Raw genomic sequence first — 26,158 nt, 5'->3', positions numbered from 1 at the left:
GTGTTGTCTATCTTTTCAGCATCAAAACTTGATACACATCAATTTTGGTATGACCAATGCACCGTTCGTGTTATTCTCACTCTCGAAGAACATTTTCATTATCGTAACTTGTTGTTAATTAAAGGCTATGCCTATAACTTTTAGTTAACAATTGGTTAATAAATTTAAGGGGGTCACGTTGACTACACCATTAAAAAGAATCGTGATTGTCGGCGGCGGTGCTGGCGGACTGGAAATGGCGACTCAGCTGGGTAAAAAGCTGGGGCGCAAGAAAAAGGCCAAAATCACGCTGGTGGACAGAAACCACAGCCATTTATGGAAACCGTTACTGCATGAAGTCGCGACGGGTTCCCTGGACGAAGGCGTGGATGCGCTGAGCTATCTGGCGCATGCCCGTAACCACGGTTTCCAGTTTCAGTTAGGTTCGGTGGTGGATATCGATCGCGAAGCGAAAACCATTACTCTTGCCGAGCTGCGCGATGAGAAGGGCGAGCTGCTGGTTCCTGAGCGCAAAGTCCCGTATGACACGCTGGTGATGGCGTTGGGTAGTACCTCCAACGATTTCAATACGCCGGGCGTCAAAGAAAACTGCATTTTCCTGGATAACCCGCATCAGGCGCGTCGTTTCCACCAGGAGATGCTGAATCTGTTCCTGAAGTATTCCGCGAATCTGGGCGCTAATGGCAAAGTAAATATCGCCATTGTCGGCGGCGGTGCGACGGGGGTTGAACTCTCAGCCGAGCTGCACAATGCGGTAAAACAGCTGCACAGCTATGGTTACAAAGGGCTGACCAACGAAGCGCTGAACGTTACGCTGGTAGAAGCCGGGGAGCGTATTCTGCCTGCGTTGCCGCCGCGTATTTCCAGTGCTGCGCATAATGAGTTAACCAAACTGGGCGTACGCGTACTGACCCAGACGATGGTAACCAGCGCTGATGAAGGCGGACTGCATACCAAGGATGGCGAGTACATTGAAGCCGATCTGATGGTGTGGGCTGCGGGGATCAAAGCGCCAGACTTTATGAAAGACATTGGCGGTCTGGAAACCAATCGTATTAACCAACTGGTGGTTGAGCCGACTCTGCAGACCACGTGCGATCCCGACGTGTACGCGATTGGCGACTGCGCTTCCTGCGCTCGCCCGGAAGGTGGTTTTGTGCCGCCGCGCGCTCAGGCTGCGCACCAGATGGCAAGCTGCGCAATGAACAACATTTTGGCGCAGATAAACGGCAAGCCGCTGAAAGCCTATCAGTACAAAGACCACGGCTCTCTGGTTTCACTTTCTAACTTCTCTACCGTGGGTAGCCTGATGGGTAACTTGACCCGTGGTTCGATGATGGTAGAAGGGCGTATTGCGCGCTTTGTGTACATCTCACTGTACCGCATGCACCAGATTGCTCTGCACGGTTACTTTAAAACCGGTCTGATGATGCTGGTTGGCAGCATTAACCGGGTGATCCGCCCGCGTCTGAAACTGCATTAATACGGCTTATGGCGTCGGATGTTTGTACTTATCCGGCGCCTTCCTTCAGAGTTCTCCGAATCATCCTGCCTTCGCTCCTCCTCGTGCTATTTTCATCCGTAATCTGATTGGCATTCTTTACCTTCTGTTGCAAAGTTGTTGCTAATAGCAAAAAAGGAGGAAGTCCCGTGAATAAATCTATGTTGGCGGGTATAGGGATTGGCGTAGCTGCTGCGCTGGGTGTTGCAGCGGTGGCCAGTCTTAACGTTTTCGAGCGTGGCCCACAGTATGCACAAGTTGTCTCTGCAACACCGATTAAAGAGTCGGTAAAAACACCGCGCCAGGAGTGTCGGAATGTGACGGTCACGCACCGTAAGCCGGTACAAGATGAAAACCGTATCGCGGGTTCCGTGCTGGGTGCGGTTGCTGGTGGCGTTATCGGCCATCAGTTTGGCGGCGGACGCGGTAAAGATATTGCTACCGTGGCCGGTGCTTTAGGCGGCGGTTATGCAGGTAACCAGATCCAGGGTTCGATGCAGGAAAATGATACGTACACTACTACGCAGCAGCGTTGTAAAACGGTGTATGACAAATCTGAAAAAATGCTGGGCTACGACGTGACGTACAAAATTGGCGATCAGCAGGGGAAAATCCGTATGGATAAGGACCCCGGCGCGCAAATTCCGTTGGATAACAACGGACAGTTGGTACTGAATAACAAAGCGTAAAATAGCATTATCCTGAACATTAGCCCCCCATTCGCTCAGGCTGGGGGGCTTTTTTTATCAGAAGGTTAAGGCGTAGTTCAGACCAAACGTGCGGCCCCGGCCCTTGTATTCATACAGTGACGGGCTACCGTAGGTTGGGCTGTACAGTAGTGGCGCACGTTGTCCCCACAGCGTGGTGTATTCTTCATTCAGCAGGTTTTCCACGCTAAAGGTCAGTTTACCCAACGGGAGCTGATAGCTGCCGATAAAGTCCATCGTGTTATAGCCGTCCAGCTTATTGCCGCTGGCGTCCGTCAGATCAAATGTTTGCTGGCTCTGTACGCGCAATGTCCACGGTTCAGGTGCCCAGCCGACCCACGCGGTGGCTTTGGACGGGGAAGCCAGGGTGACATCCCATTTCTGCCACTTACCGTTTTGCTTCACTTCCGATTTAATGACGTTGAAGTTGCCGCCCAGACTCCAGTCCGTATCCGCAATGAAATAATCCACCGCACCTTCAAGGCCATAAATACGGCGATCGTCGGGCTGGACGTTAATGGTCATATCGCTGCGGTTGATAACGATCGATTTATCCGAAGTAGAGTAGTAAGCGGCCAGCTGCGTGCGCAGACTGTCGCCAGTGTAGCGCCATCCCAGTTCGTAGGAGTTAACTTTAATCCCCTCCAGGCGTGAGTCCGCCACGTTGACGCTGCGCTGGAGCTGGTAATGATCGCCAACCAGGGAATAGGTGCCGTTACCGTAATATTTCCCCGGGTCCGGAAGCTCCACGCCCTGAGAGAAGTTAAACCACGTCTGCTGACGGTCGGTCAGGTGGGCGAGGATACCGGCGTTAAACAGGAAATTATCGTAATCGGTTTTACCGCCAGGAATGGTATCGGCGGAGTTTGCCAGGCCGGTGGCAATTCCCTGTTGTTGGGCATAGCCAACGAAATCATCCACCCTGTTTTCGGTCCATTGATAGCGCACACCGCCGCTGAGGGTAAAGATGTCGTTAATGTCATAGCTGTTCTGCAGGAAAGGCGCGAAGTTGGTGATGCTGTAACCGGGGTAACGCCCGGTGGTATAAGCGGTTCGGTTGTCCATACCGCCGGAGGGCAGGGACCAGGCCAGATCGAAGAATTTCTGATTGGAATCGAAGGTTTCGTGATCGGCATCGACTCCCCACGTCAGCTCCCAGTTGTCCATCAGCTGGCTGTTGAGGGTGATTTTGGCACCAAACTGGTCTGTGTCCTGCTGCGATGCGGAGAAACTGGTGACCTTGCCTTTGCTCAGCGTAGGGAAGGGGTAGAATTTCAGCGATTCGTCACGGTAATAGATTTGGCTGACCAGGTTCTGGCCGAAGAAATCCGCGTCTGAATACTGCAGGCTGATCAGATGACGCTCGGTGCCGGGAATACGATCGGAATTCAGTCCGCTGCTGGTATAAGCCTTACCGTTTCCCGTCACGGCGGACATGTTCTCGCCAAGATCCAGTCCGTAATCGTCATCCCCCTGGCTCTTATAATACTGCGTAACCAGTTGTAACTGACGGTTGTCGTCAAGCTCAATCGTTCCGGTGCCCATCACGTCCAGACGATCGGAGTGCTGCAGGCCGGTTTGGGTGTTATCCAGCAGCAGGGCATCGTGATTGCCGTCATACCAGCCGCCAAACCGTTGATACGCGACGGACATGCGCCCGGAAGCGCGATCGGTTCCTCCGCTCACCGCCGCAGCAACGCGTTCATCATGATCGTTACTGTTATTGAAGCCGCTTTTACTCCCCAGTTCGAGTTCAACTTCACGCTCCGGCTGGCCTTTTTTGGTGACAATGTTGATTAACCCACCGGTACTGCCGCCGCCATACAGTGAGGTTGCACCCGAGATGACTTCAATGTGTGCGATGTTAAACGGATCAATAGAATCAAGTTGACGACTGTCAGTACGCGAGGAGTTCAGACGGACACCGTCTATCAGTACTACGATGGCACGACCGCGCATATTCATGCCGTAGTTTGTGCGCCCCTGGCTGCTGACATCGATTCCTGGGATTAACTGAGCAAGAACATCTTTGAACTCTTTCCCCCCCTGAACCTGCTGTTCAATCTCACTTCCTTCAATAACCCAGGTCGTTTGCGCCATTTCTGCCACGGTGCGTTGACTACGGTTGGCACTGACGATGAGGTTATCTTCCTCAGCCGCGATGGCTGGGAGAGTTAAAGACAACAAGAGAGGATTGAGCACCCAGAGACGCTTATGCATTTGTATTCCTTTTAAAAAGAGTCGATCTGTTTTTGTTATGGCGGTAGAGAAACCGATAGTTACATTGTGAAACAGGCGTTAAAACAAATGCGAATATTGCTGATAATAATTGTTGTTATCAATACATTTTACAAAAAATGATCGGATAAGATGATGAAAACACTGAATAATGTAGGGGTAATCCGCGGGAATTTAACCGGGGGCTTGATCAGCTCCCGGTGGTGTCAGTACTGCGGGGAAATAGCGGGAAAGGGTTAAACTTTGATAAGTTCAGGCCACAGTCGCAGAGTCGTGTGTGCGATCTGCATCAGTTTTTCAAACGTTGCGCCTTCACGGGCGCTGATCGACATACCCTGTAAAATACAGTTCAGGTATTCGGCCAGTTTTTGTACATCGCAATGGGCCGGAATTTCGCCTCGTTGCTGGCGCTGGTGAAGGAACTGGGTAAGCGTCTGTTCCTGCATGGCATGGCGGGATTTCACCGTGTGCGCAATATCCCGGGAGGAGGCCGCCAGTGTCGCGGATGTGTTAATCATGAAACATCCCGCCGGGGTGTCTTTACTGGTAAAGCAGGTCGCTATTGCGGTGAAATAGTCTTCCAGCGCGCACTCAAGACTTTTTTCTTCACAAAATAACTGGGCTTCATGTTTCGCCGCGAAGCGGGTGATGTAGCGGTCCAGTACGGCACGAAACAACCCCTCTTTATTGGTGAACTCCGCATACAGCGTGGGCGCTTTTGCGCCGGTTGCTTCTACGAGATCGGCGAGCGATGTCGCTTCATACCCGTGCTGCCAGAAGAGTGTCATGGCCTTATCAAGCGCGGCTTCCCTGTCGAACACTTTTGGTCGGCCACGGCTTTTTTTAGCACAACCTGTCATTTCAGTTGTCATGGCGCCGATGTACCTTTGTTGGGTTTATTGAATAACCATTATAAAAATATTCGACTGCACACTCCAGCGGATTAGCGATAAAAATAATTTAACGCTATTGATATGAAAAATAAGGTCTTTGTATTTTATATAACGATCATTATAAAAAAATGTTGACGTGTGACCTGGATCACATCTATGATTTACCTATCGATCGTTAAGTTAATATTTGCGACACACATTCATCTGCTAAAGGTCACTATCATGAAAAACGTAAAAACTCTGTTTGTTGCTGCTGTTCTTAGCTCACTCTCATTTGCAAGCTTTGCTGCCGTTGAAGTTCAGGCCACACCTGCGGGCCAACAGAAAGTCGGTACTATTTCTGCGAATGCGGGGACTAACTTAGGTTCTCTGGAAGATCAACTGGCGCAGAAAGCGGATGAGATGGGGGCGAAGTCTTTCCGTATTACTTCTGTTACCGGTCCTAACACCCTCCACGGGACTGCAGTTATCTACAAATAAGATTTAACCCATCGCAATGCCACTGCGAGTTATATAAAAACCCCCGCGGAATAAAATCCAGCGGGGGTTTTTTATGCGCTGAGTTTACAGCGGTTGTTGAGCAACGTCGTGATGACGGGTGACATCGACCGGCATGCCTGAGCGAATCTCCATCGCATGTTCCATGACGGCAGAGTCCGTTTGCGCCGCATTCTTAAACGTCTGCATGGATGCGTTCAGCACGATCGGCAGCAATTGCGGGTCGTCATTGATTTTTTCGGACAACGGCTGGTGCACTTCAACCAGGCGCACGCCGTTAGGTTCAACAGATGCTTTGATTGGCGTATTGATAATATTGACCTTGGTTCCTGGCTTCACCTGACGGAAAAGGGTTTCGATATCACCGTCGCGTAGACGAATACAGCCGGAACTGACGCGCATTCCGATGCCAAAGTCAGCATTAGTTCCGTGCAGCAGGTACACACCGCCGTATGCCGCTAAGCGAATGGCATGATGGCCCATCGGGTTATCCGGCCCGGCAGGCACCACGGCAGGAAGGTCGATCCCGTTCGCTTTGTATCGCGCGCGGATATTTGCCGTAGGCGTCCAGGTCGGGTTGGCACGTTTATCAGAGATGGTGGTTACCATTGTGGGCGTCAGCGTGTCACCGCCTAACTGGCCAATACCAATAGGATACACGGTCACCGAATTTGTCCCTGGCTGGTAATAATAAAGACGCAGTTCGGCGAGGTTGATAACAATGCCTTCGCGCGGCGCGTCCGGCAGCAGGGTTTGCAACGGAATAGTCAACACGCTGCCAGGTCGTGGTACGTAAGGGTCAACGCCGGGGTTGGCCTGTAGCAGCGCCAGAAAGCCGACATTGTATTTTTTCGCAATCGCTTCCAGAGAACCGCCATTGTCTTCGACAACATGAACGGCATTCTGACCCACCACGCGGCTTCCCGGTGGCGGCAGCGGCCAGGTATTTGCCTGGGCCGGAAGTGCTAACGCGAAGGTCGCGGCAAGCGTAAAAAATGCTAACCAGCGAGAGAGTCGTTTATTGTTTAACATCACCATAAATCCATTGTTTTTACGTGGTTTTTATTATGTAAAAGTAAACAAGAATTATGGCGGTTTGCAGTGTCGGGAAGTGCAGGGAAGTGCAAAGAGTTTGTAAATTCATCAGGCCGGGTGAGCGGAGGGCTCACCCGGCTTGACGCTAGGCTATGGCGTTCTCTTCAAGCTGGCGCATAAACTGGCGAACCCAGTCGATCCGTGCTTTACGCTCGCCCAATTCCTGCATGAATTTCAGGCGTGTTGGACCATCCAGACGGAAGTGCTGCGGTTGTTTTTGCAGTAAACCAATTAGCCAGACTGGGTTAACATGGTTTTTCTCGGCAAACTCAATAGTACCGCCTTTTTCATTGCCTTCGAGCTTTCTGATCCCCAGTTTCTGCGCCTGCTGGCGTAAACGGGCAATATCCAGCAACGTCCGGGCCGGGTCGGGCAGCAGGCCAAAACGGTCTATCAGCTCGACCTTAATTTCTTCCAGCTCGGTTTCGCCTTTCGCACTGGCAATGCGCTTGTAGAACGACAGTCGCGTGTTGACATCCGGGATATAGTTATCCGGCAGAAGCGATGGCATGCGCAGTTCGACTTCGGTTTGCTGGCTGGTGAGATCTTCCAGCGACGGTTCACGCCCTTCTTTGAGCGCATCGACAGCGTTTTCCAGCAGCTCCATATACAGTGAGAAACCGATGCTTTCCATGGAGCCACTTTGATCTTCGCCCAGCAGTTCCCCTGCGCCGCGAATTTCGAGGTCGTGGGTCGCCAGCGCAAAACCTGCACCTAAATCTTCCAGTGAGGCGATGGCTTCCAGGCGTTTTTGTGCGTCGGTGGTCATCGCTTTTGGATGCGGCGTTAGCAGCCAGGCGTATGCCTGATGGTGTGAGCGTCCCACACGACCCCGTAGCTGATGCAATTGCGCTAAACCGAAGTGGTCAGCTCGTTCAATGATGATGGTGTTGGCAGTGGGAATGTCGATCCCGGTTTCGATAATGGTGGTACACACCAGCACGTTAAAACGCTGGTGGTGGAAATCGTTCATCACGCGTTCCAGCTCGCGCTCGCGCATTTGCCCGTGGCCGATACCAATGCGCGCTTCCGGCACCAGTTCCGCTAATCTGTCAGCGGTTTTCTGGATATTTTCGACGTCGTTAAAGAGATAATAAACTTGTCCCCCGCGCATAACTTCACGCAGGATAGCCTCGCGTACCACCAGGTTGTCATATTCGCGCACAAAGGTTTTGACCGCCAGACGACGAGCGGGCGGTGTGGCGATGATCGACAGATCGCGCATGCCGCTCATCGCCATGTTGAGCGTGCGCGGAATTGGCGTTGCCGTCAGAGTCAGAATATCCACATCCGCGCGCATTGCCTTGATACGTTCTTTGTGGCGAACGCCGAAACGGTGCTCTTCATCGACAATCAGCAGCCCCAGATCTTTTAGCTTCACATCCGCTTGCAGCAGTTTGTGAGTGCCGATGAGAATATCGATTTTACCTTCGGCAACCTGCTCCAGAATCTGCGCTTGCTCTTTGGCGCTACGGAAACGGGACAGCATCTCAATGCGTACCGGCCAGTTGGCAAAGCGGTCGCGGAAGTTGTCGAAGTGCTGCTGAGCGAGCAGGGTGGTCGGTACCAACACGGCAACCTGCTTGTGATTCTCTACGGCGAGGAAGGCGGCACGCATCGCGACTTCGGTTTTACCAAAGCCGACATCACCACACACCAGGCGGTCCATGGCCAGCGGTTGACACATATCGCTGAGTACCGCGTTGATCGCCTGCGCCTGGTCGGGCGTGGTTTCAAACGGGAAGCTGTCGCAAAACAGCTGGTACTGTTCACGGTCATGTTTAAAGGCAAAGCCTTCTTTCGCTGCGCGCTGGGCATAAATATCCAGCAGCTCTGCCGCGACATCGCGGACTTTCTCAGCGGCTTTCTGTCGGGCGCGTGACCAGGCATCACCGCCCAGTTTATGCAGCGGCGCATTCTCTTCCGCGCCGCCGGCGTAGCGGCTTATCAGATGCAGCGACGACACCGGCACGTACAGTTTGGCGTCGTTGGCATAGGTGAGCATCAGGTATTCACCGGTAATGCCGCCTGCTTCCAGCGTGGTCATACCTGCATAGCGACCCACGCCGTGCTCCAGATGCACCACTGGCTGACCGGGATGTAGCTCCGCGAGGTTACGAATTAACGTATCCGGGTTGATGGTGCGACGAGAATCCTGGCGGCGACGCGCCACGCGTTCACCGAGCAGATCGCTTTCACAAATCAGCGCCAGATTGCGTTTGCTATCGATGAAGCCGTGCTCGGCTGAGCCAATCATCAGATAACGACCGTTGTCTACGGCTTCGTCGAGTCGCAATATCCGCTTCGGCGCGACTTTGATGCGGGCGAGCAGTTCGCCTAGTGCTTCCCGGCGTCCTTCACTTTCCACCGAGAAAATTACCGGACCGGTAAAGCCTTCAAGGAATTTACGTAATGCATCTAACGGTGCTTTTTGCTGTGCCTGAACGGCGATATCCGGCAGTTTCTGGAACCCGAGGTTGGTATTCGCCGCTTTCTTCGGCAGACTCTCGGTTTTCAACTGAACACGCGGCCAGCGTTTAAGTTCAGAAAACAGCTCATCAACCCGCAGCCACAGCGATTCCGGTGGCAGAAGCGGGCGCATCGGATCAACGCCGCGATTCTCAAAGCGTGACAGGGTATCGGCCTGGAAGCGTGCAGCGCTGGTCTCGATATCGCCAGTATTTACTAATAACGTATTGGCGGGGAAGTAGCTGAACAGCGGCGGCAGAGGCTCGCTGAAAAACAGCGGTTGCCAGTATTCAATCCCCGTAGGTAACGTGCCTTTGCTGACCTGTTGATAAATATGCTCGGCGTCGCGTTTTACCTCAAACGTATCACGCCACTGACTACGGAACAGCTCGATGGCCGTTTTGTCAGTCGGGAATTCGTGTGCGGGCAGCAAATTAATGGCATCGACTTCTTCCAGCGTGCGCTGAGTGTCAGTATCAAACAGACGCAGGCTGTCGATTTCGTCATCAAAGAAATCCAGACGATAAGGCAATTCGCTGCCCATCGGGAACAGATCTAACAACGCGCCACGCGTGGCGTATTCGCCGTGTTCCATGACCTGATCAACATGGCGGTAGCCAGCACTGTCCAGTTGTTCGCGCAGGGCGTCGCGCGAAAGCCGCTGGCCTTTTTTCATGACCAGCGCATGACCGTGCAGATAGCTGTGCGGACAGACACGCTGCATCAGCGTATTTACCGGAACGATCAGCACACCGCGTTGCATGGCAGGCAGTTGATACAGCGTGGAGAGCCGTGAGGAGATAATCTCCTGATGGGGAGAAAAGCTGTCATAGGGAAGCGTTTCCCAGTCGGGCAGGTTCATCACCATCTGGTCAGTAAACTGACGAATTTCATCATGCAGACGCAAAGCATTTTGCATGTCCGGCGCGATCAGCACCACTGGACCCGCGTGACGTTCGGCGATTTCGGCGACCAGCGTTGCGCAGGCGGCACCCGTAAGCTCACCCAACTGGCGCTGATCGGAAGCGCCCGTTGGGAGCGTGTAACGATGTTGTTCAGGCATTCGGTTGTCAGGATCTCGTTTAGATATACATCTGATAAGCAATGTTCTTTATTATCCGTGATCGTTTCTCATAAGCAAATTGATTCGCCCCCGAATGGGGGCAAAAAGCGCGAAGGGGTTAGCGCGAGGCGAGCGATAAAGAGGGCGGGGAAAAGAGCAGATCGGCCGCGGTTTTTTGTGAAATCTTACGCACCAGCAGGCCAAACAGGGTGCACAGCAGCAGACAGGCGAACGGATACACCAGTAGCAGGGCCAGCTCCGCGTATGCAGGCCAGGCGGCATGATTGATTTTGGGGATAAGCGTTAAGCTGAACAGCTCAACCAGAATACGGTGAGTGGTGTAGATGGCGATGGTATTGGCGCCAATCACGCTTAACGGACTGGATGCGCGCATGCCAAAGTGGAGCTCGAACTGATAAAACAGCTTCATGATCAACACAATGGAAAGGAGAGAAAGCAATAGCGAGACATTTGCCAGCCACGCGACGACGGCGACGATTGTGCAACCCAGAACAATGACCGCATGACGGCGCAGGGGCACCTCCTTGATCCACGCCATCAGCGTTGCGCCAAACCATGCGCCGAGGCTATACCAGGGCAAATTGCGAATCACGCTGTTCATTCCCCACCACGGGGTCGGGAAAAAATTGATCGCCACGCTCAGCGCCACAAATAACGCTAACAGCGGCATCGCCCAACGGCTGAAAATTTTACACAGAACAAAATAGACAATCAGCGCGTACAGATACCACAGGCTGGTGCTGGCGGTCAGCATCCCGTGGGTAAAATCCGCAATCGAATCCGCATAAGCGGCGTTGGCGGCATGGGTCAGATCGCGCTGCGGGGCGAGCCAGTTATTGAGCGCCACCAACGCCAGCCATTGCACCACTCCCCAAAGCACAAGCACCCAGGCGATACTCCAGATCCGTTTATCCACGCAGGTTGTCCACGGGACGTTATCGATGTAGCGGCGGATCAGATACCCCGAAATAAAGAAAAACACCGGCATGCGAAACGGTGCCAGGTACAAATTGAGGTAAATCCAGCATTTGCTCAACACCTCTGACAGTGGATGCTGAAAAGTGGTGAGGTGCGGGTAAAATGTGATCACCGAGTGGTAAATCACTACCAGGCAAATGCATAACCCCTTGATTTGATTAATCCATAGTTCTTTTTTATTCATTGAGACGGCGCATCCATATTGATTGCAATAGCCTGCCATCCTGCGCAACCCGCCGTGCGCTGTAATGCGTAACTGTCTGCATTTTGTTTTTTTAGGATAAAGGTCAGGGATTAGGGTTGCAGGGGAGAGGGACAACTTTAGCGGTTTGATTTATTTATACTTTTAAGAATAGTGCTGACGAACACTTACGGTTCAGTCATTTACCCATTCCGCTTTCGCTTATATACTCGTGACTTTGCTAACAGCAACCAGACGGATTTCATGTACCAACCTGTCGCTCTATTCATCGGCCTGCGTTATATGCGTGGGCGTGCAGCAGATCGCTTCGGTCGCTTCGTTTCCTGGCTCTCCACCATTGGCATTACTCTCGGGGTAATGGCGCTGGTTACGGTGTTGTCGGTGATGAACGGTTTCGAGCGCGAGCTGCAAAACAATATTCTTGGCCTGATGCCTCAGGCCGTCCTCTCGTCTGAACAGGGTTCTCTAAACCCGCAACAGCTACCGGAAAAAGCGGTGGTGTTGAACGGCGTCAACCGCGTTGCACCGATAACCACGGGGGATGTGGTACTGCAAAGTGCGCGTAGCGTGGCAGTCGGCGTGATGCTGGGTATCGACCCGGCGCAAAAAGATCCATTAACGCCATATCTGGTCAATGTGAAGCAAACAGATCTGCAGCCGGGTAAGTATAATGTCATCCTCGGAGAGCAGCTTGCCGGGCAACTGGGTGTTAATCGTGGCGATCAAATTCGCGTGATGGTGCCCTCAGCCAGCCAGTTTACCCCGATGGGGCGTCTGCCGAGCCAGCGTCTGTTTACGGTAATTGGCACCTTCGCCGCCAACAGCGAAGTCGACGGCTACCAGATGCTGACCAACATCCAGGATGCGTCACGTCTGATGCGTTACCCGGTGGGCAATATTACCGGCTGGCGTCTGTGGCTCAACGAACCGTTAAAGGTTGATACGCTGAGCCAGCAAACGCTGCCGCAAGGCACCAAATGGCAGGACTGGCGCGAGCGGAAAGGGGAATTGTTCCAGGCCGTGCGTATGGAGAAAAACATGATGGGGCTGCTGCTTAGCCTGATCGTGGCGGTGGCGGCATTTAATATTATTACCTCGCTGGGTCTGATGGTAATGGAGAAGCAAGGGGAAGTGGCGATTCTACAAACGCAGGGGCTGACGCCGCGGCAGATAATGATGGTGTTTATGGTTCAGGGGGCCAGTGCCGGGATTATCGGCGCGCTGCTGGGCGCGGTGCTGGGCGCATTACTCGCCAGTCAACTGAACAACCTGATGCCAATTATCGGTGTGCTTCTGGATGGGGCTGCGCTGCCGGTCGCCATTGAGCCGCTGCAGGTTATCGTCATTGCGCTGGTGGCGATGGCCATCGCGCTGCTGTCTACGCTTTATCCTTCCTGGCGCGCTGCCGCCACTCAACCCGCTGAGGCTTTACGTTATGAATAAGATCCTGTTGCAATGCGACAACCTGTGCAAACGCTATCAGGAAGGCACAGTGCAGACCGATGTACTGCACGATGTCAGTTTTTGCGTCGGTGAAGGTGAGATGATGGCGATTGTCGGCAGCTCCGGTTCCGGTAAGAGTACTTTGCTGCATCTGTTAGGCGGGCTGGATACGCCAACTTCCGGCGATGTCATTTTTAGCGGTCAGCCGATGAGCAAACTCTCGTCGGCGGCGAAAGCGGAACTGCGCAATCAGAAGCTGGGCTTCATTTATCAGTTCCACCATCTGCTGCCGGACTTTACCGCGCTGGAAAACGTGGCTATGCCGTTGCTGATCGGCAAGAAAAAACCGGCTGAAATCACCGAACGCGCACGAGATATGCTGAAAGCAGTAGGGCTGGACCATCGTGCCAGCCATCGCCCGTCTGAACTGTCAGGCGGTGAACGCCAGCGCGTGGCCATTGCTCGTGCGCTGGTGAATAACCCGCGCCTGGTACTGGCGGATGAGCCAACGGGTAACCTTGATGCGCGTAACGCGGACAGCATTTTCGAGCTTCTGGGTGAGCTGAACCGCTCTCAGGGCACGGCATTTTTGGTGGTGACACACGATCTGCAACTGGCGAAGCGCATGAGCCGCCAGCTTGAAATGCGCGATGGTCGCCTGACGGCTGAACTGAGCCTGATGGGAGCTGAGTAATGGCTTCGCCTTTATCGTTATTGATTGGTTTGCGTTTTAGCCGTGGTCGGCGGCGCGGCGGCATGGTCTCGCTGATTTCCGTGATTTCCACCGTTGGCATTGCGTTGGGCGTCGCGGTGTTGATCGTCGGCTTAAGCGCCATGAACGGATTTGAGCGTGAGCTTAACAACCGTATTCTGGCCGTGGTGCCGCACGGTGAGATTGAAGCCGTGAATCAGCCGTGGAACAACTGGCAGGAAGCGCTCGACAAGGTACAGAAGGTACCAGGCATTGCTGCTGCGGCGCCTTATATTAACTTTACCGGGCTGGTGGAGAGTGGGGCGAACCTACGCGCAGTGCAGGTGAAGGGCGTTGATCCGCAGCAGGAGCAGCGTTTAAGCGCGCTACCCTCGTTTGTGCAAAACCACGCATGGGATAATTTCAAAGCGGGTGAGCAACAAATCATTATTGGTAAGGGAATTGCCGATGCGCTGAAGGTGAAGCAGGGCGACTGGGTATCGATTATGATCCCTAACGCCAGTGCGGATCATAAGTTACAGCAGCCTAAACGCGTGCGTTTGCACGTCACCGGGATACTGCAACTGAGCGGTCAGCTCGATCACAGCTTTGCCATGATCCCAATGGAAGACGCGCAGCAATACCTGGATATGGGATCCAGCGTTTCCGGGATCGCGCTGAAAGTGAACGACGTGTTTAACGCCAATAAGCTGGTGCGAGACGCGGGTGAAGTCACCAATAACTATGTGTACATTAAGAGCTGGATCGGTACTTACGGTTATATGTATCGCGATATCCAGATGATCCGCGCCATTATGTATCTGGCGATGGTGCTGGTGATTGGCGTGGCCTGTTTTAATATCGTTTCCACGTTAGTGATGGCGGTAAAAGACAAAAGCGGCGATATTGCGGTATTAAGAACCCTTGGGGCTAAAGATGGCCTTATCCGTGCCATTTTTGTCTGGTACGGCTTGCTGGCGGGTCTGTTCGGTAGCCTGATAGGCGTCGTCATTGGGGTGGTTGTCTCGCTGCAACTGACGCCGATCATTAACGGGATTGAGGCGCTTATCGGCCATCAGTTCCTGTCCGGCGATATCTATTTCATTGACTTCCTGCCATCGGAATTACACTGGCTGGATGTGATTTACGTGCTGGTGACAGCACTCGTGCTGAGTCTTTTGGCAAGTTGGTATCCGGCGCGTCGCGCCAGCAATATTGATCCTGCGAGAGTACTTAGCGGCCAATAACAATATATACACGAAAGCATTCATGCGGCGGTAAGGCGGCAAACCGAAATCTCCATGAGCATAGATAACGATGTGACTGGAGGGTGAGTGCGCAGCCAACCCCAAGGCATCTTGAAGGATGACGTGTATCAAGGAGCGGTGATGTATTACGGATTTGACATCGGCGGGACCAAAATTGCGCTGGGCGTATTTGATAAGCAACGTCGTTTGCAATGGGAAACACGCGTCCCTACGCCTCGCGACAGCTATGACGCTTTCCTTGATGCGGTCTGCAATCTGGTGACGGAAGCGGACCAGCGGTTCGGCGATAAAGGTTCGGTCGGCATCGGCATTCCTGGCATGCCGGAGACGGAAGACGGCACGCTGTATGCGGCCAACGTTCCTGCTGCCAGTGGTAAGCCACTCCGCGCCGATCTCAGCGCTCGCCTTGACCGCGATGTGCGTCTGGATAACGATGCTAACTGTTTTGCTCTTTCCGAAGCCTGGGATGACGAGTTCACCCAATATCCACTCGTGATGGGGTTGATCCTCGGCACCGGTGTTGGCGGCGGTCTGGTGCTTAACGGGAAATCCATCACCGGGCGCAGCTATATCACCGGCGAGTTTGGTCATATCCGTTTGCCAGTCGATGCGCTGACGTTGATGGGCTTTGATTTCCCATTGCGCCGCTGCGGGTGCGGTCAACTGGGATGCATCGAAAGCTATCTTTCCGGAGGTGGATTTGCGTGGTTGTATCAGCATTACTACCATCAATCGCTGGATGCCCGTGAAATTATCGCGCTGTGGGAGCAGGGTGATGAACAAGCACGTGCCCATGTTGAACGCTATCTGGATTTGCTGGCGGTGTGCCTTGGGAATATCCTGACTATCGTCGATCCTGATTTGGTGGTGATTGGCGGAGGCTTGTCGAATTTTACCGCTATTACGACGCAACTGGCGGACCGACTGCCACGTCATCTGCTGCCGGTTGCCCGGGTGCCGCGTATTGAGCAGGCGCGGCACGGTGATGCGGGCGGGATGCGCGGAGCCGCTTTCCTACATCTTACCGATTAATACAAAGAGGTTGTTATGCTGTCGCGCCGGGGTCATCGGTTAAGCCGCTTTCGTAAAAATAAACGCCATATGCGCGATCGCCTGCGTCAACGAATCTTTTTCAGAGACAGAGTGGTGCCTGAATTGATGGAAAAACCAAGAGTGCTGGTACTGACGGGAGCGGGAATCTCCGCTGAGTCAGGAATTCGAACCTTTCGCGCGGCGGATGGTCTCTGGGAAGAACATCGGGTAGAGGACGTTGCGACTCCGGAAGGATTTAGTCGTAATCCGCAACTGGTCCAGTCGTTTTATAACGCCCGTCGTCATCAGTTGCAACAATCAGAAATCCAGCCTAACGCGGCGCATATCGCGCTGGCAAAACTCGAAGCCGAGCTGGGTGACCGTTTTTTACTGGTGACGCAGAACATTGATAACCTGCATGAACGTGCGGGCAGCCAGAACGTAATCCATATGCACGGCGAACTGCTCAAGGTTCGCTGTTCGCAAAGCGGGCAGATTCTGGAGTGGACTGGCGATGTAACTGCGGAAGATAAATGCCATTGTTGCCAGTTTCCTGCGCCGCTGCGCCCGCACGTGGTGTGGTTTGGTGAAATGCCACTGGGCATGGATGAAATTTATATGGCACTGGCAATGGCCGATGTGTTCATTGCGATTGGTACATCGGGCCATGTATACCCGGCAGCGGGGTTTGTGCATGAAGCTCGACTACATGGGGCGCATACGGTAGAGCTAAATCTCGAACCGAGCCAGGTAGGAAGCGAGTTTGAAGAGAAGTATTACGGTCCGGCAAGCCAGGTGGTGCCTGAGTTTGTTGAGAAATTATTGAAAGGACTGTGATTTTTATGCCCGATACGCGCAGCGCCATCGGGCATTCCTTACAACGCTGAATTAACGTCCTGCTTTCAGCTTCTGATAATACTCTTCATAGATAGCGCTGGCGGAACCGACATCATTCTGCCATTCCCCTTTGTTGATGGTTTCTGCATCAGGGTAGAGGGTTTTATCGTTCGCGACTTCAGGGCTTAACAGCTTACGTGCTGCCAGGTTTGGCGTCGGATAACCGATGGTTTCCGCGACTTCTTTCGCCACGTCCGGGCGTAGCAGGAAGTTAATCAGCTTCAGCGCACCTTCTTTATTTTTTGCGTTCGCTGGAATAGACAGGCTGTCCATCCAGAAAATCCCACCTTCTTTCGGCCATACCACTTCCAGCGGTGTACCTGCCTGACGCGCCACATACGCGGAGCCGTTCCACACCATCCCCAGATTGACTTCGCCTTCCATATACGGGTTGGCCGGGTTGTCAGAGTTAAATGCCGCGACGTTAGGCATCAGCTTCTTCAATTCGTTATAGGCGGCTTCAATCTCTTTAGGATCGGTGGTATTGCCGGAGTATCCCAGCTTGCGCAGCGCCATCTGGAACACTTCACGCGCATCATCCGTTAACAGCAGGCTACCTTTGTACTCCGGTTTCCACAGATCGGCCCAGCTGGTTACTGTTTTCGGGTCGATGGCATCGCTATTGATGCCAATGGCCGTCGCACCCCAGATATACGGGATAGAGTAGTCATTGTTGGGGTCGAATGGCTTGTTGAGCATTTCCGGATCGAGGTTGTGGAAGTTGGTCAACGTCGACTTGTCGATCTTCTGGATCATGCCTTCTTTGCGCATTTTATCGACGTAATAGGTGGACGGAACCACCAGATCGTATGCGCCGTCTTTATAGGTTTTGAGCTTGGCGTACATGGTTTCGTTCGACTCGTAGGTCGAATAGATAACCTTAATGCCAGTCTCTTTGGTGAACTGCTCCAGCAGTCCAGGCGGGACATACTCGGTCCAGTTATAGAAATAGAGCGTGTTATTGTCATTAGCGTGAGCGGCGCTCATGCCCAGTGCCAGTGCACCCGCCGCGAGCAGGTGGCGTGACCATTTTTTCATCATTTAACGTCCCCTGAATTAAGGGCCTTAGCGGCCCTTGGTTTTATCACGTGCAATAAGCTGGCTGGCAATCACCATAACCAGCGACAGAACCAACAAAATGGTCGCCAGCGCGTTCACCTCTGGTGATACGCCGACTTTTACCATTGAGTAGATTTTTAACGGCAAAATTTCATAACCAGGCCCAGTAACGAAGGACGACACGACGACATCATCCATCGACAACGTAAAGCTCAGCAACCAGCCGGCAGCCACTGCAGGCATTGCCAGAGGCAGTATAATCTTGCGCAGAATAGTCACTTCACTGGCGCCGAGATCTTTGGCGGCTTCAAGCATTCGTACATCAAAACCTTTCAGACGTGAGTAAACCGTCACCACCACAAAAGGTAGACAAAAAGTGATATGCGAGAACAGCAGTGACCAGAAACCCAGTTGAATGCCGATCAGCATAAACAGCACCAGCAAAGAAATCGCCATTACGATATCCGGCGACATCATCACCACGAACAGCATGCCGCTGACAAACGGTTTACCGCGAAAACGGTAGCGGTAAAGTGCAACCGCTGTGAGTGAGCCGATCAGCGTGGCAAACGTGGCGGATAGCACCGCCATCGTCAGCGAGTGTTGCGCTGCCTGTAGCAGGCTGTCGTTGTTCATCAGCAGGCCGTACCATTTAGTGGTAAAACCCTGCCAGTTGATGCCAAAGCGCGAGCTGTTAAAGGAGTTCACAATCAAAATAATGATTGGAATATACAGATACGCGTAGATGGCGGTCATAAAACCGCCTCTGAGCAGCCGACCGATCATTCGCGTTTCACCTTCTTGTTCAGAAGGCGCGATGTTTTCAGAGTATTGAAAATAATCAACTTTTTCTCTTCTCCAAAATCTCTCCAAAACTTCCCGCCAAAACAGATAGCCAAAAAGAAGCAGCTATCACTAAGGCCGCGAATTTTACAACAATTTTTAGGATGATCGGGAAAAAAAGGCCATTTAAATGACCCGCTTTACCCATTGCTGACTGTGAGTGTCGGTATAGCAATCTGTTCAGGGAACAATTAGCGCACGCTACCGCTGTGGTGGAAAAGGGGAGGTACTTGACTGCAAAGCCACGAAAGAGCATGGCGTCCCAGTGTTTGAAACCTGTGAACGCTGCAGGGAGCATGCTTAACGAAGGGTAACGAAATTGACGGGAATAGTGGTTTTTTGGATATCAATTTCCTGGCCCGGTGGTAACAAAAAACAGAAAATACCAGAACGGCGTTTTACGCTATCTACTGCGTAAATTGCTTGAATCACCCTGTTTTACGACACAAGAATTTACCTTTAATGACACCGTCAAAGAAACGGCCTTTAGATTGCACCGTGAGAAAAGAGTTATAGATGCTTTCTGGAACGCCCACATACTGGAAAGTTGAAGAATTTACGAACCCTATCTCCAGAATCTTTTCTAATGGGTAGTAACCAATAAATTTTATTTTTGATGAAATCATTGCCTGTCGTTGCATTTTTTCTCCTTCAAATTTTTTAATTTTCCTTCTCTGATAATACACTGATATGAAACAAAAGGAGCATAGTTTTGTAAATGTTATGGTTGTTTCAGAGTTTACTGGTTGGATGAAATGATTTTCTTTGTTGCTTTAATTTCCTGAACTGCGAAAAATAGCACGAAAATTCGTTGCTGGATTTTTACGGATTGAAACGGGCTTTCCTTTAAGTGACTGATAAATATATTCTATTTTATTTTTCGTTATCCGGGGGGCGACCGGCTGTATGTTATTGCTAGTGAACAGAACTCATTGATTATGCTGTCTCAGTTTCCATTTCTAAGATTTTGCGAAAAATTAAATGAAAAAATAACTTGCTATTGTTTGTGGGGTGTGTGATTAATGAGGGGTTGGTTAGGTACACAGACCCATTAAAGCGGTTTAGTAAAGCAGTTCTCATCTCAAGCGTTATCCACAGATAATCCTTTCTTTTGAGCCTTCTTATCGTTACTAATTAGATTGTGTGCGAAGCCCTTTTCGCCGTAAGGCTACATAGAATTTAAGGAATTACCTGTGTCTAATAAAATGACTGGTTTAGTAAAATGGTTTAACGAGTCTAAAGGTTTTGGTTTTATTACCCCTGACAATGGTAGTAAAGATGTGTTTGTACACTTCTCTGCTATTCAGAGTGGTGGCTTTAAAACGCTGAATGAAGGCCAAAAAGTTGAGTTCAGCATTACTGCTGGTGCAAAAGGGCCGTCAGCTGAAAACGTTGTAGCTGCCTGATATTTTTCCTGATGTAAACCAATATACGATAGCGAAGACGGTGAATGCCTGAGTAGATATATTGGTTTTTCAGAAACTCAACATCTGTCGACATAAAGCTGAACAGTTGTCTGAGTCTAATCATTGGGTAGAACAGTTGAAATGATTATTTTATGAATGTCATTTGTTGTTTTACCTCTGTAGTTTTTCTTGCACGCTTAAGTGCATTCGTAAAAGCTAACAACATCCCAAAAATCGCTGGTGCTATAATATAAAGAAAATTATATTATTTTAGATTCCTCATGTGAACTGATAAGAAATATTTATTTTTTATTGCTTTTAATAGTGAGTTGTAACCTGGTACTGAAAACCAAGAGAAATTATTAGTTAAATAGATCTTTTGGATATCACTGCGGTAGTGAGTGTTGTAGCAAATAAAGGCTAACATCATGACCGACCATATTTATTTTAAGTGCCCTTGTTGTCATGGGTCACAGTACAGAACTTCCCATTTTGATGTGACTGAGAAAAATCCCTTTGGTGCAAAGTGTATTTTTTGTAAATCATCAATGATCACACCTGATAACTATGCGCCATATACTTCCAGTAAATCAAATGAACAGGTGTTGCGAAAGTAACATTTGGCTCTGACCTTCCAGTTAAGGCGGCAAGATTCATTATCATTGCCAGGCACTGGTTTAAGTCCAACAAGGGCCGTCAGTCTGCTACTACCTCATCGAATTGAGCGGGCGACTTTTGAACTTGCAGGAGACGAGGGTTTGATCCTCTATGGCTACACCATGAATAAAAACCTCGTTCTAACGGGGTTTTGTCATTTCAGGGGTATCCGTACAACATACAAGTAAGTTGGGCAAAGAATTGTATTTTTTGTTTTGCTATTAACATCATGTCTGATGTGTAACGGTATTACTAATAACCATATAAAGGGCAACGCATTGAGAATCATACAAAACCATATTATGGCCCAGGAAATTGGTGAAACAGTTATCCAGCTACTTGAAAATGGCAAAAGGGTTACGACCGGGAATATCATTGATTTGCTCGAACGGAAAAGTCATGCCTTGCACGGTCAAGAGGCCGATGAGATAAGAGAAATATTGATATTTATCAGGAAAAAATCTGTTCTGTAAACGAGCTATAAATCACCTACGGTGCTCACGGATTATGGTTTCTCAATCAAAGACCTACTGAGAGGCATCCAGCCTGGTAGTGCAAAACTCTTCTTTTCTGGCCCACACAATAAAATAGGCCTTTTTCATTACTAAAAGATAGGTTGTGATATCTGGACGGTGTGAGGCAATAATGATTACATATTTTTCGGTTGACATTGAAATCAATTATTTTCTGTAAGCGCTTTTGTGATTAAGGTTGATAGTGCTTCAAGTTGGATAGCAAGCTGAATGCTCAACCAGACATATCCGTGAACGGCGCTTTCAATGATTTCCTCGCCCTCATTGGCGAGTAAAAGACAATGCAACTCTTTAGTAATTTCGAGAAGATGCTCGCTATTTGATGCTATCGGCGTTGGGTTTCCTTCATGCAAGGCATGTGCGAGGGCGTTGAGGGTGCTACGGGTCATTTTTTCCATATCTGACAGCGTGTGAGTATTCAATATGAGAAATCGACTGCCACGGGATGCCCAGTGGGCATTTATCTGAAATTTTTGCGCCGCTATCATATCGCGGGTTATCGATTGAATATCTTCAAGTAGACTCTTCGCAATCTTTGTTTCTTTATTTACTGGTGTAATAAGGCTGCGCATTTTTACTACATTATTCAGCGCTCGCGTTTGAAGTTTGGCCATTCTCGGGGGCGCAAGAACGTTTCGGGAGACTCCCGCCGTTGTTATTTTTAGATAATCAGAAAGAAAGTCAGCAAGTTGTATACGCCAGTTAATGAATGCTCTTTGGGGAAAAATGCTGGTAAACAACATCGCCAGAATGCATCCTATAATAATGTTGGTGCTTCGCCACAATGCTGTTTGTAAGTCTCCTGCAGGAGCGCTGCTGACAACCGCCAGCGTGATACCAATCAATAATGCGGCATAGGGACGTTTACTCATGGCCAGAAAACCACAAAGGAAAGCTGCGCATCCACACCACAGCATCATCATAGTGAGAGAGTACATTTCAATGTGTAATGCGATGATCCCCAAAATCGCACCCCCTACAGTTCCCGCCATACGTTCAAGTGCCCTGGGTATCACATTGCCCATGTAACTAATTGGTCCCATGACCACAACCAGTGTAATCAGGGGCCAGGAGTGGTCTGGTAAATTCAACATTCTTATCAGTAAGAAAGTTATAACAAATGCTAAAGCAATACGGATCCCATGAACTACGCGATAGTTGCGGTAAATCTTAAGTTCTAAAGGACTTATCGGTTTATTCCGTTCAATGGAAAAAATATTGTTTTTCATTGGTTAAAATCTTTAACATAGACAGAATTATAAAGAATGTTCAGATATACACTGAAAAAATAAACTCGTCTTACTTTTTTAACTTATAAAAAAGGAGGGCGATGCCTGATATAGGTTATTGTTAATCAATTGCTAATGCAGTAGCGAAAGAAGAAGTAATTTTTAATACCCACATTATCTTTGGATTTGCCATTATGGTGGTAAGCGGTTCTACACATCTTGAGTGGCCCCTGACTTAAATTCAACATGTTGACTTTGACAGATATTAAAAAGTTGTGGACTTCCAAAATACTGGTTAGCATGTTTAAAACGTTTTCTTTTTCAGGTTGTTATAAGGCTAAGCAAAACAGGTCAGATGGTTTCTGTGCACGGCTTTATATCAGCAACGGTATCATTATATTTATAACATATGCACTTTGATGAGCTAAGGCCCGGACCAAAGCTCATGAGATATAAGTTCTGGCTACATTAGATGGAAGCAGTACACAACCTATTCATGTGTTATCGAAAAGCAACTACGTAAACAGAAAGTGCAAGTGCGAGAAATATCCAGTATTGAGAATGGTAATGGAAAAGTTTGAGCATAAATATCCTCCACAGATTCGGTTCCTAATTAATGGCAGATTTAAATGTCAACAACAAACAAAAAAGCATGGGTATTGATTGTTTGATTGTTTCATATTGTTTCAGTGATGTGCTATGACGGTGCGTTTGCACCAACAATAAGATTCTTGCATTGTTATGGTGAGCTTAGTGTCAGCCGGGCATTAAGACGCGATCAATCTACTGATAAATATAACCCAGGCAGCCATATGCGGCTTGTTCTATCCTGTCTGTTACTCTTTGCCAGCCGCACACCGATACCACAAATCTTGCCCGCCACCTGAATGCCGCAAAGCACACCGGAAATCTTGCCGTTCCTGCCAAAAGCAAAACAGCCGGAGCTGACGTTGTAATCCTCTCTGACATGCTCGGAAATTTCGTGGTAGACCCTAAATATTATGCTGAGATGGAGGAAATACGACTCTTCCGTGAGTCAAAATCCCTGAAAACTTAGGGTGATAGATAAAGGTCTTAAGCAGCATGACATAATTTTCGATTTAAGCTATTTAAATTCATTTTTATGATAAGAATCATGTGCGATTTCCCTATAAAACTAAATCTTGCTATGTTTGGTTAATCATGCGTGGTAATGGTGCCAACTTACTGATTTAGTGTATGATGGTGTTTTTGAGGTGCTCCAGTGGCTTCTGTTTCTATCAGCTGTCCCTCCTGTTCAGCTACTGAAGGCGTGGTGCGTAACGGTAAAAGCACTGCCGGACATCAGCGCTATCTCTGCTCTCACTGCCGTAAAACATGGCAGCTACAGTTCACTTACACCGCCTCTCAGCCCGGTACACACCAGAAAATTATTGATATGGCCATGAATGGCGTCGGATGTCGCGCCAGTGCACGCATTATGGGCGTTGGCCTCAACACGATTTTACGACACTTAAAAAACTCAGGCCGCAGTCGGTAAACTCACGCATACAACCGGGCAGTGACGTCATTGTTTGCGCGGAAATGGACGAACAGTGGGGTTACGTCGGCGCTAAATCACGCCAGCGCTGGTTGTTTTACGCGTATGACAGGATACGGAGGACGGTTGTGGCGCACGTATTCGGTGAACGCACGTTGGCCACGCTGGAGCGTCTTCTTGGCCTGCTGTCGGCCTTTGAGGTCGTGGTATGGATGACGGATGGCTGGCCGCTTTATGAATCACGCCTGAAGGGAGAACTGCACGTTATCAGCAAGCGATATACGCAGCGCATTGAGCGGCATAACCTGAATCTGAGGCAGCATCTGGCAAGGCTGGGCAGGAAGTCACTGTCGTTCTCAAAATCGGTGGAGCTGCATGACAAAGTCATCGGGCATTATCTGAACATAAAACACTATCAGTAAGTTGGAGTCATTACCATCATGCGTTAATGAATTCTTGGTTTGTAACGAATTTATCTAAAGCAAGTGCTGTAATAATTTTATTTCTTGTTCCTGTTGAGACTTCCTTGCTGGCTTTTCTCTCTGATGATTTTTTCGGACCATTCTGCCCAAGGGCTTACTCAAGAAAGGTAATAATTATGTCTAATAAAATGACTGGCTTAGTTAAATGGTTCAATCCTGAAAAAGGTTTTGGGTTTATCACCCCTAAAGATGGCAGTAAAGATGTGTTTGTACACTTTTCTGCTATCCAGAGTAATGATTTCAAGACGCTGAATGAGAATCAGGAAGTTGAGTTTAGTGTTGAACAGGGACCTAAAGGCCCCTCAGCAGTTAATGTCGTGGTTGTATAAGGTAACTGTTATTACACATAATATTCACTTCAGATGCCCGTGTTGCCACGGATCTCAGTACAGAACGTCGAGCTTTGATGTTACTGAAAAAAATCCTTTCGGAGCAAAATGTATTTTTTGCAAATCGGTAATGATTACATTTGACAATATTGCGCTATACATTCGTTCTGGTCAGACTTTGTTAGATTTTAGAAAATAAAGTTCAGGTTCCTTATGGAGCCTTTTTTGTATGCTAAACCGTTCATCTTTGTACGAACAATCACGGTATCATTATGAAAAAAGTAATCGTTTTTTTTAACTCAGAACCGGCAGTTGTTGTATCCGTAATGAAGGGAATTACTTCGATAATGCGTGAGTTTCCCAATGGGGAAAAAGCACACCTGTCCGTGATGTCAGCAGGATTTCCATCTCTGACAGGAGACCATAAAATAGTTTATGTTGCCTCTGATCGCGATGTCAGTTCCGAAGAGATTCTCGAGGCAGCATCGAAGCTTTTGAAGTGACATCTGATTGTTTCTTTACCGACCGAGATAGTAGTCCAGTGGTTTGCAGGTTTTTTGCGCTTTTCTTGTATGAAGATTGCACTGCAACCTCTTGATTATTGAGTCTTTCCATTCTATCTTTTAAACATGTCAGCGCTGTTATAAGTGCTCCACGGGGAATGTTACATACTTGGCGTTGATACGTTAGAGATCAAGAGAGGTAAATAATGAACGTCGAAGAGTTAAAAACAAAAACTGAAGCGGATATTTCTGAATTCATTACAAAAAAAATTGTTGAACTCAAAAAAAAGACAGGAAAAGAAGTTTCCGACATCCAGTTTACTGCTCGTGAAAAAATGACTGGGCTTGAAAGCTATGATATTAAAATTACATTGATCTAATTGTTAAAAGACCCAGCTTGAATGAAAAGCATTATCTTAAAAGGTAATGCTTTTTTATTACTGTCAAAAAATTTGGATGTTGTCAAAACCTTCATTTTTAACCATAGAGACAAGGCCTGATTTTTTAATGGGGCCTTTCCGATGCCAGCCCGCGCTATCGGGCTACTGCTGGCTCAGGGCAGGGAATGCACTTGTCGAATATTTCGTGGTCAGTGGGTATCA

The 26,158-nt window shown here is 49.5% G+C and carries 25 protein-coding genes and 1 pseudogene; 17 read left to right on the top strand and 9 right to left on the bottom strand.

Features of this window, described 5'->3' with window-relative positions; all coding sequences use genetic code 11:
- The first annotated feature begins 178 nt into the window (after nucleotides 1-178).
- Both ndh and HV037_RS14940 read left to right on the top strand, forming a co-directional pair.
- Entirely contained in the window at nucleotides 179-1,483 is a 1,305-nt protein-coding gene (gene ndh, locus HV037_RS14945; RefSeq protein ID WP_049270533.1) for an NADH-quinone dehydrogenase, read from the top strand.
- 167 nt (nucleotides 1,484-1,650) lie between these two features.
- Nucleotides 1,651-2,190, top strand: a complete 540-nt coding sequence (locus HV037_RS14940; protein WP_003030814.1) for a glycine zipper 2TM domain-containing protein — start codon at nucleotides 1,651-1,653, stop codon at nucleotides 2,188-2,190.
- Nucleotides 2,191-2,247: 57 nt separating this feature from the next.
- Here the strand turns inward: HV037_RS14940 and HV037_RS14935 are convergent, their stop codons facing one another.
- Complete coding sequence (locus tag HV037_RS14935; RefSeq protein WP_019076496.1) at nucleotides 2,248-4,428, bottom strand: TonB-dependent siderophore receptor; 2,181 nt, start codon at nucleotides 4,426-4,428, stop codon at nucleotides 2,248-2,250.
- Between the two features lie 254 nt (nucleotides 4,429-4,682).
- Nucleotides 4,683-5,318, bottom strand: coding sequence for a TetR family copper-responsive transcriptional repressor ComR (comR, locus tag HV037_RS14930; protein ID WP_016156207.1), 636 nt, complete (start codon nucleotides 5,316-5,318; stop codon nucleotides 4,683-4,685).
- A gap of 243 nt (nucleotides 5,319-5,561) precedes the next feature.
- On the opposite strand from comR, the gene bhsA reads away from it, so the two are divergent.
- Complete coding sequence (gene bhsA / locus HV037_RS14925) at nucleotides 5,562-5,819, top strand: multiple stress resistance protein BhsA (protein WP_029139491.1); 258 nt, start codon at nucleotides 5,562-5,564, stop codon at nucleotides 5,817-5,819.
- An 84-nt stretch (nucleotides 5,820-5,903) separates the two neighbouring features.
- On the opposite strand, the gene HV037_RS14920 is transcribed toward bhsA, so the two are convergent.
- From HV037_RS14920 to HV037_RS14910, 3 genes are all read right to left on the bottom strand, one after another.
- Entirely contained in the window at nucleotides 5,904-6,869 is a 966-nt protein-coding gene (locus HV037_RS14920; protein WP_016156209.1) for a L,D-transpeptidase family protein, read from the bottom strand.
- A 148-nt stretch (nucleotides 6,870-7,017) separates the two neighbouring features.
- A complete protein-coding gene (mfd, locus tag HV037_RS14915; RefSeq protein ID WP_049270539.1) occupies nucleotides 7,018-10,464 on the bottom strand; it encodes a transcription-repair coupling factor in 3,447 nt (1,148 codons plus the stop codon).
- Nucleotides 10,465-10,582: 118 nt separating this feature from the next.
- Entirely contained in the window at nucleotides 10,583-11,647 is a 1,065-nt protein-coding gene (locus tag HV037_RS14910) for an acyltransferase family protein (protein WP_103283722.1), read from the bottom strand.
- A 261-nt stretch (nucleotides 11,648-11,908) separates the two neighbouring features.
- On the opposite strand from HV037_RS14910, the gene lolC reads away from it, so the two are divergent.
- From lolC to cobB, 5 genes are all read left to right on the top strand, one after another.
- Nucleotides 11,909-13,108 (top strand): lipoprotein-releasing ABC transporter permease subunit LolC, encoded by a 1,200-nt coding sequence (lolC, locus tag HV037_RS14905; protein ID WP_003030806.1) that lies wholly within the window; start codon nucleotides 11,909-11,911, stop codon nucleotides 13,106-13,108.
- On the top strand, nucleotides 13,101-13,802 hold the full coding sequence (gene lolD / locus HV037_RS14900) for a lipoprotein-releasing ABC transporter ATP-binding protein LolD (RefSeq protein WP_003832278.1): 702 nt from the start codon (nucleotides 13,101-13,103) through the stop codon (nucleotides 13,800-13,802). The genes lolC and lolD overlap by 8 nt, the downstream gene beginning before the upstream one ends.
- On the top strand, nucleotides 13,802-15,046 hold the full coding sequence (gene lolE / locus HV037_RS14895; RefSeq protein ID WP_016152683.1) for a lipoprotein-releasing ABC transporter permease subunit LolE: 1,245 nt from the start codon (nucleotides 13,802-13,804) through the stop codon (nucleotides 15,044-15,046). Before lolD ends, lolE begins: the two co-directional genes overlap by 1 nt.
- A 141-nt stretch (nucleotides 15,047-15,187) precedes the next feature.
- Nucleotides 15,188-16,099, top strand: a complete 912-nt coding sequence (nagK, locus tag HV037_RS14890; RefSeq protein WP_103283723.1) for an N-acetylglucosamine kinase — start codon at nucleotides 15,188-15,190, stop codon at nucleotides 16,097-16,099.
- A 15-nt stretch (nucleotides 16,100-16,114) separates the two neighbouring features.
- Entirely contained in the window at nucleotides 16,115-16,936 is an 822-nt protein-coding gene (gene cobB, locus HV037_RS14885; RefSeq protein ID WP_016152685.1) for a Sir2 family NAD+-dependent deacetylase, read from the top strand.
- A 51-nt stretch (nucleotides 16,937-16,987) separates the two neighbouring features.
- Here cobB and potD read toward each other — a convergent pair whose 3' ends face one another.
- Both potD and potC read right to left on the bottom strand, forming a co-directional pair.
- On the bottom strand, nucleotides 16,988-18,034 hold the full coding sequence (gene potD / locus HV037_RS14880) for a spermidine/putrescine ABC transporter substrate-binding protein PotD (RefSeq protein WP_029139492.1): 1,047 nt from the start codon (nucleotides 18,032-18,034) through the stop codon (nucleotides 16,988-16,990).
- Nucleotides 18,035-18,061: 27 nt separating this feature from the next.
- On the bottom strand, nucleotides 18,062-18,841 hold the full coding sequence (potC, locus tag HV037_RS14875) for a spermidine/putrescine ABC transporter permease PotC (protein ID WP_003030794.1): 780 nt from the start codon (nucleotides 18,839-18,841) through the stop codon (nucleotides 18,062-18,064).
- Nucleotides 18,842-19,079: 238 nt separating this feature from the next.
- Here potC and HV037_RS14870 point away from each other — a divergent pair.
- Nucleotides 19,080-19,187: pseudogene (locus HV037_RS14870) on the top strand (antitermination protein); the annotation flags it as partial.
- A gap of 139 nt (nucleotides 19,188-19,326) precedes the next feature.
- Here HV037_RS14870 and HV037_RS14865 read toward each other — a convergent pair.
- Nucleotides 19,327-19,539 (bottom strand): KTSC domain-containing protein, encoded by a 213-nt coding sequence (locus HV037_RS14865; RefSeq protein ID WP_016152687.1) that lies wholly within the window; start codon nucleotides 19,537-19,539, stop codon nucleotides 19,327-19,329.
- 552 nt (nucleotides 19,540-20,091) lie between these two features.
- On the opposite strand from HV037_RS14865, the gene HV037_RS14860 reads away from it, so the two are divergent.
- The 3 genes from HV037_RS14860 (at nucleotide 20,092) to HV037_RS14850 (ending at nucleotide 21,434) form a co-directional block, all read left to right on the top strand.
- Nucleotides 20,092-20,304 carry a cold-shock protein gene (locus HV037_RS14860; protein ID WP_005127641.1) on the top strand — a complete coding sequence of 71 codons (213 nt, stop codon included), beginning with the start codon at nucleotides 20,092-20,094 and terminating at the stop codon, nucleotides 20,302-20,304.
- Between the two features lie 428 nt (nucleotides 20,305-20,732).
- Nucleotides 20,733-20,921 carry a cold-shock protein gene (locus tag HV037_RS14855; protein WP_071600303.1) on the top strand — a complete coding sequence of 63 codons (189 nt, stop codon included), beginning with the start codon at nucleotides 20,733-20,735 and terminating at the stop codon, nucleotides 20,919-20,921.
- Nucleotides 20,922-21,263: 342 nt separating this feature from the next.
- Nucleotides 21,264-21,434, top strand: a complete 171-nt coding sequence (locus HV037_RS14850) for a hypothetical protein (protein WP_223949811.1) — start codon at nucleotides 21,264-21,266, stop codon at nucleotides 21,432-21,434.
- Nucleotides 21,435-21,637: 203 nt separating this feature from the next.
- On the opposite strand, the gene HV037_RS14845 is transcribed toward HV037_RS14850, so the two are convergent.
- Nucleotides 21,638-22,723 (bottom strand): FUSC family protein, encoded by a 1,086-nt coding sequence (locus HV037_RS14845; RefSeq protein ID WP_103283724.1) that lies wholly within the window; start codon nucleotides 22,721-22,723, stop codon nucleotides 21,638-21,640.
- A 1,243-nt stretch (nucleotides 22,724-23,966) separates the two neighbouring features.
- On the opposite strand from HV037_RS14845, the gene HV037_RS14840 reads away from it, so the two are divergent.
- The 5 genes from HV037_RS14840 (at nucleotide 23,967) to HV037_RS14820 (ending at nucleotide 25,936) form a co-directional block, all read left to right on the top strand.
- Nucleotides 23,967-24,664 (top strand): IS1 family transposase gene (locus HV037_RS14840; protein ID WP_223274117.1). Its coding sequence is split into 2 segments (ribosomal slippage): nucleotides 23,967-24,216 and nucleotides 24,216-24,664, totalling 699 coding nucleotides; the frame shifts between segments, so codons are not numbered across the junction.
- A 176-nt stretch (nucleotides 24,665-24,840) separates the two neighbouring features.
- Entirely contained in the window at nucleotides 24,841-25,053 is a 213-nt protein-coding gene (gene cspG / locus HV037_RS14835; RefSeq protein ID WP_016152690.1) for a cold shock protein CspG, read from the top strand.
- 10 nt (nucleotides 25,054-25,063) lie between these two features.
- The gene (locus HV037_RS14830; RefSeq protein WP_146053243.1) at nucleotides 25,064-25,252 is read left to right on the top strand and encodes a cold-shock protein; all 189 of its coding nucleotides are present in this window, start codon (nucleotides 25,064-25,066) and stop codon (nucleotides 25,250-25,252) included.
- Nucleotides 25,253-25,325: 73 nt separating this feature from the next.
- The gene (locus HV037_RS14825; RefSeq protein ID WP_019076503.1) at nucleotides 25,326-25,556 is read left to right on the top strand and encodes a hypothetical protein; all 231 of its coding nucleotides are present in this window, start codon (nucleotides 25,326-25,328) and stop codon (nucleotides 25,554-25,556) included.
- Nucleotides 25,557-25,762: 206 nt separating this feature from the next.
- Nucleotides 25,763-25,936, top strand: a complete 174-nt coding sequence (locus HV037_RS14820) for an addiction module toxin, GnsA/GnsB family (protein WP_016152691.1) — start codon at nucleotides 25,763-25,765, stop codon at nucleotides 25,934-25,936.
- Nucleotides 25,937-26,158: the final 222 nt, after the last annotated feature.

The organism is Citrobacter sp. RHBSTW-00017 (assembly GCF_013797615.1).
In the GTDB taxonomy this organism is placed as follows: Bacteria; Pseudomonadota; Gammaproteobacteria; order Enterobacterales; family Enterobacteriaceae; genus Citrobacter; species Citrobacter braakii.
The sequence above is the reverse complement of the archived record's forward strand: the minus strand, read 5'-3'. Positions and strand labels throughout refer to the sequence as shown.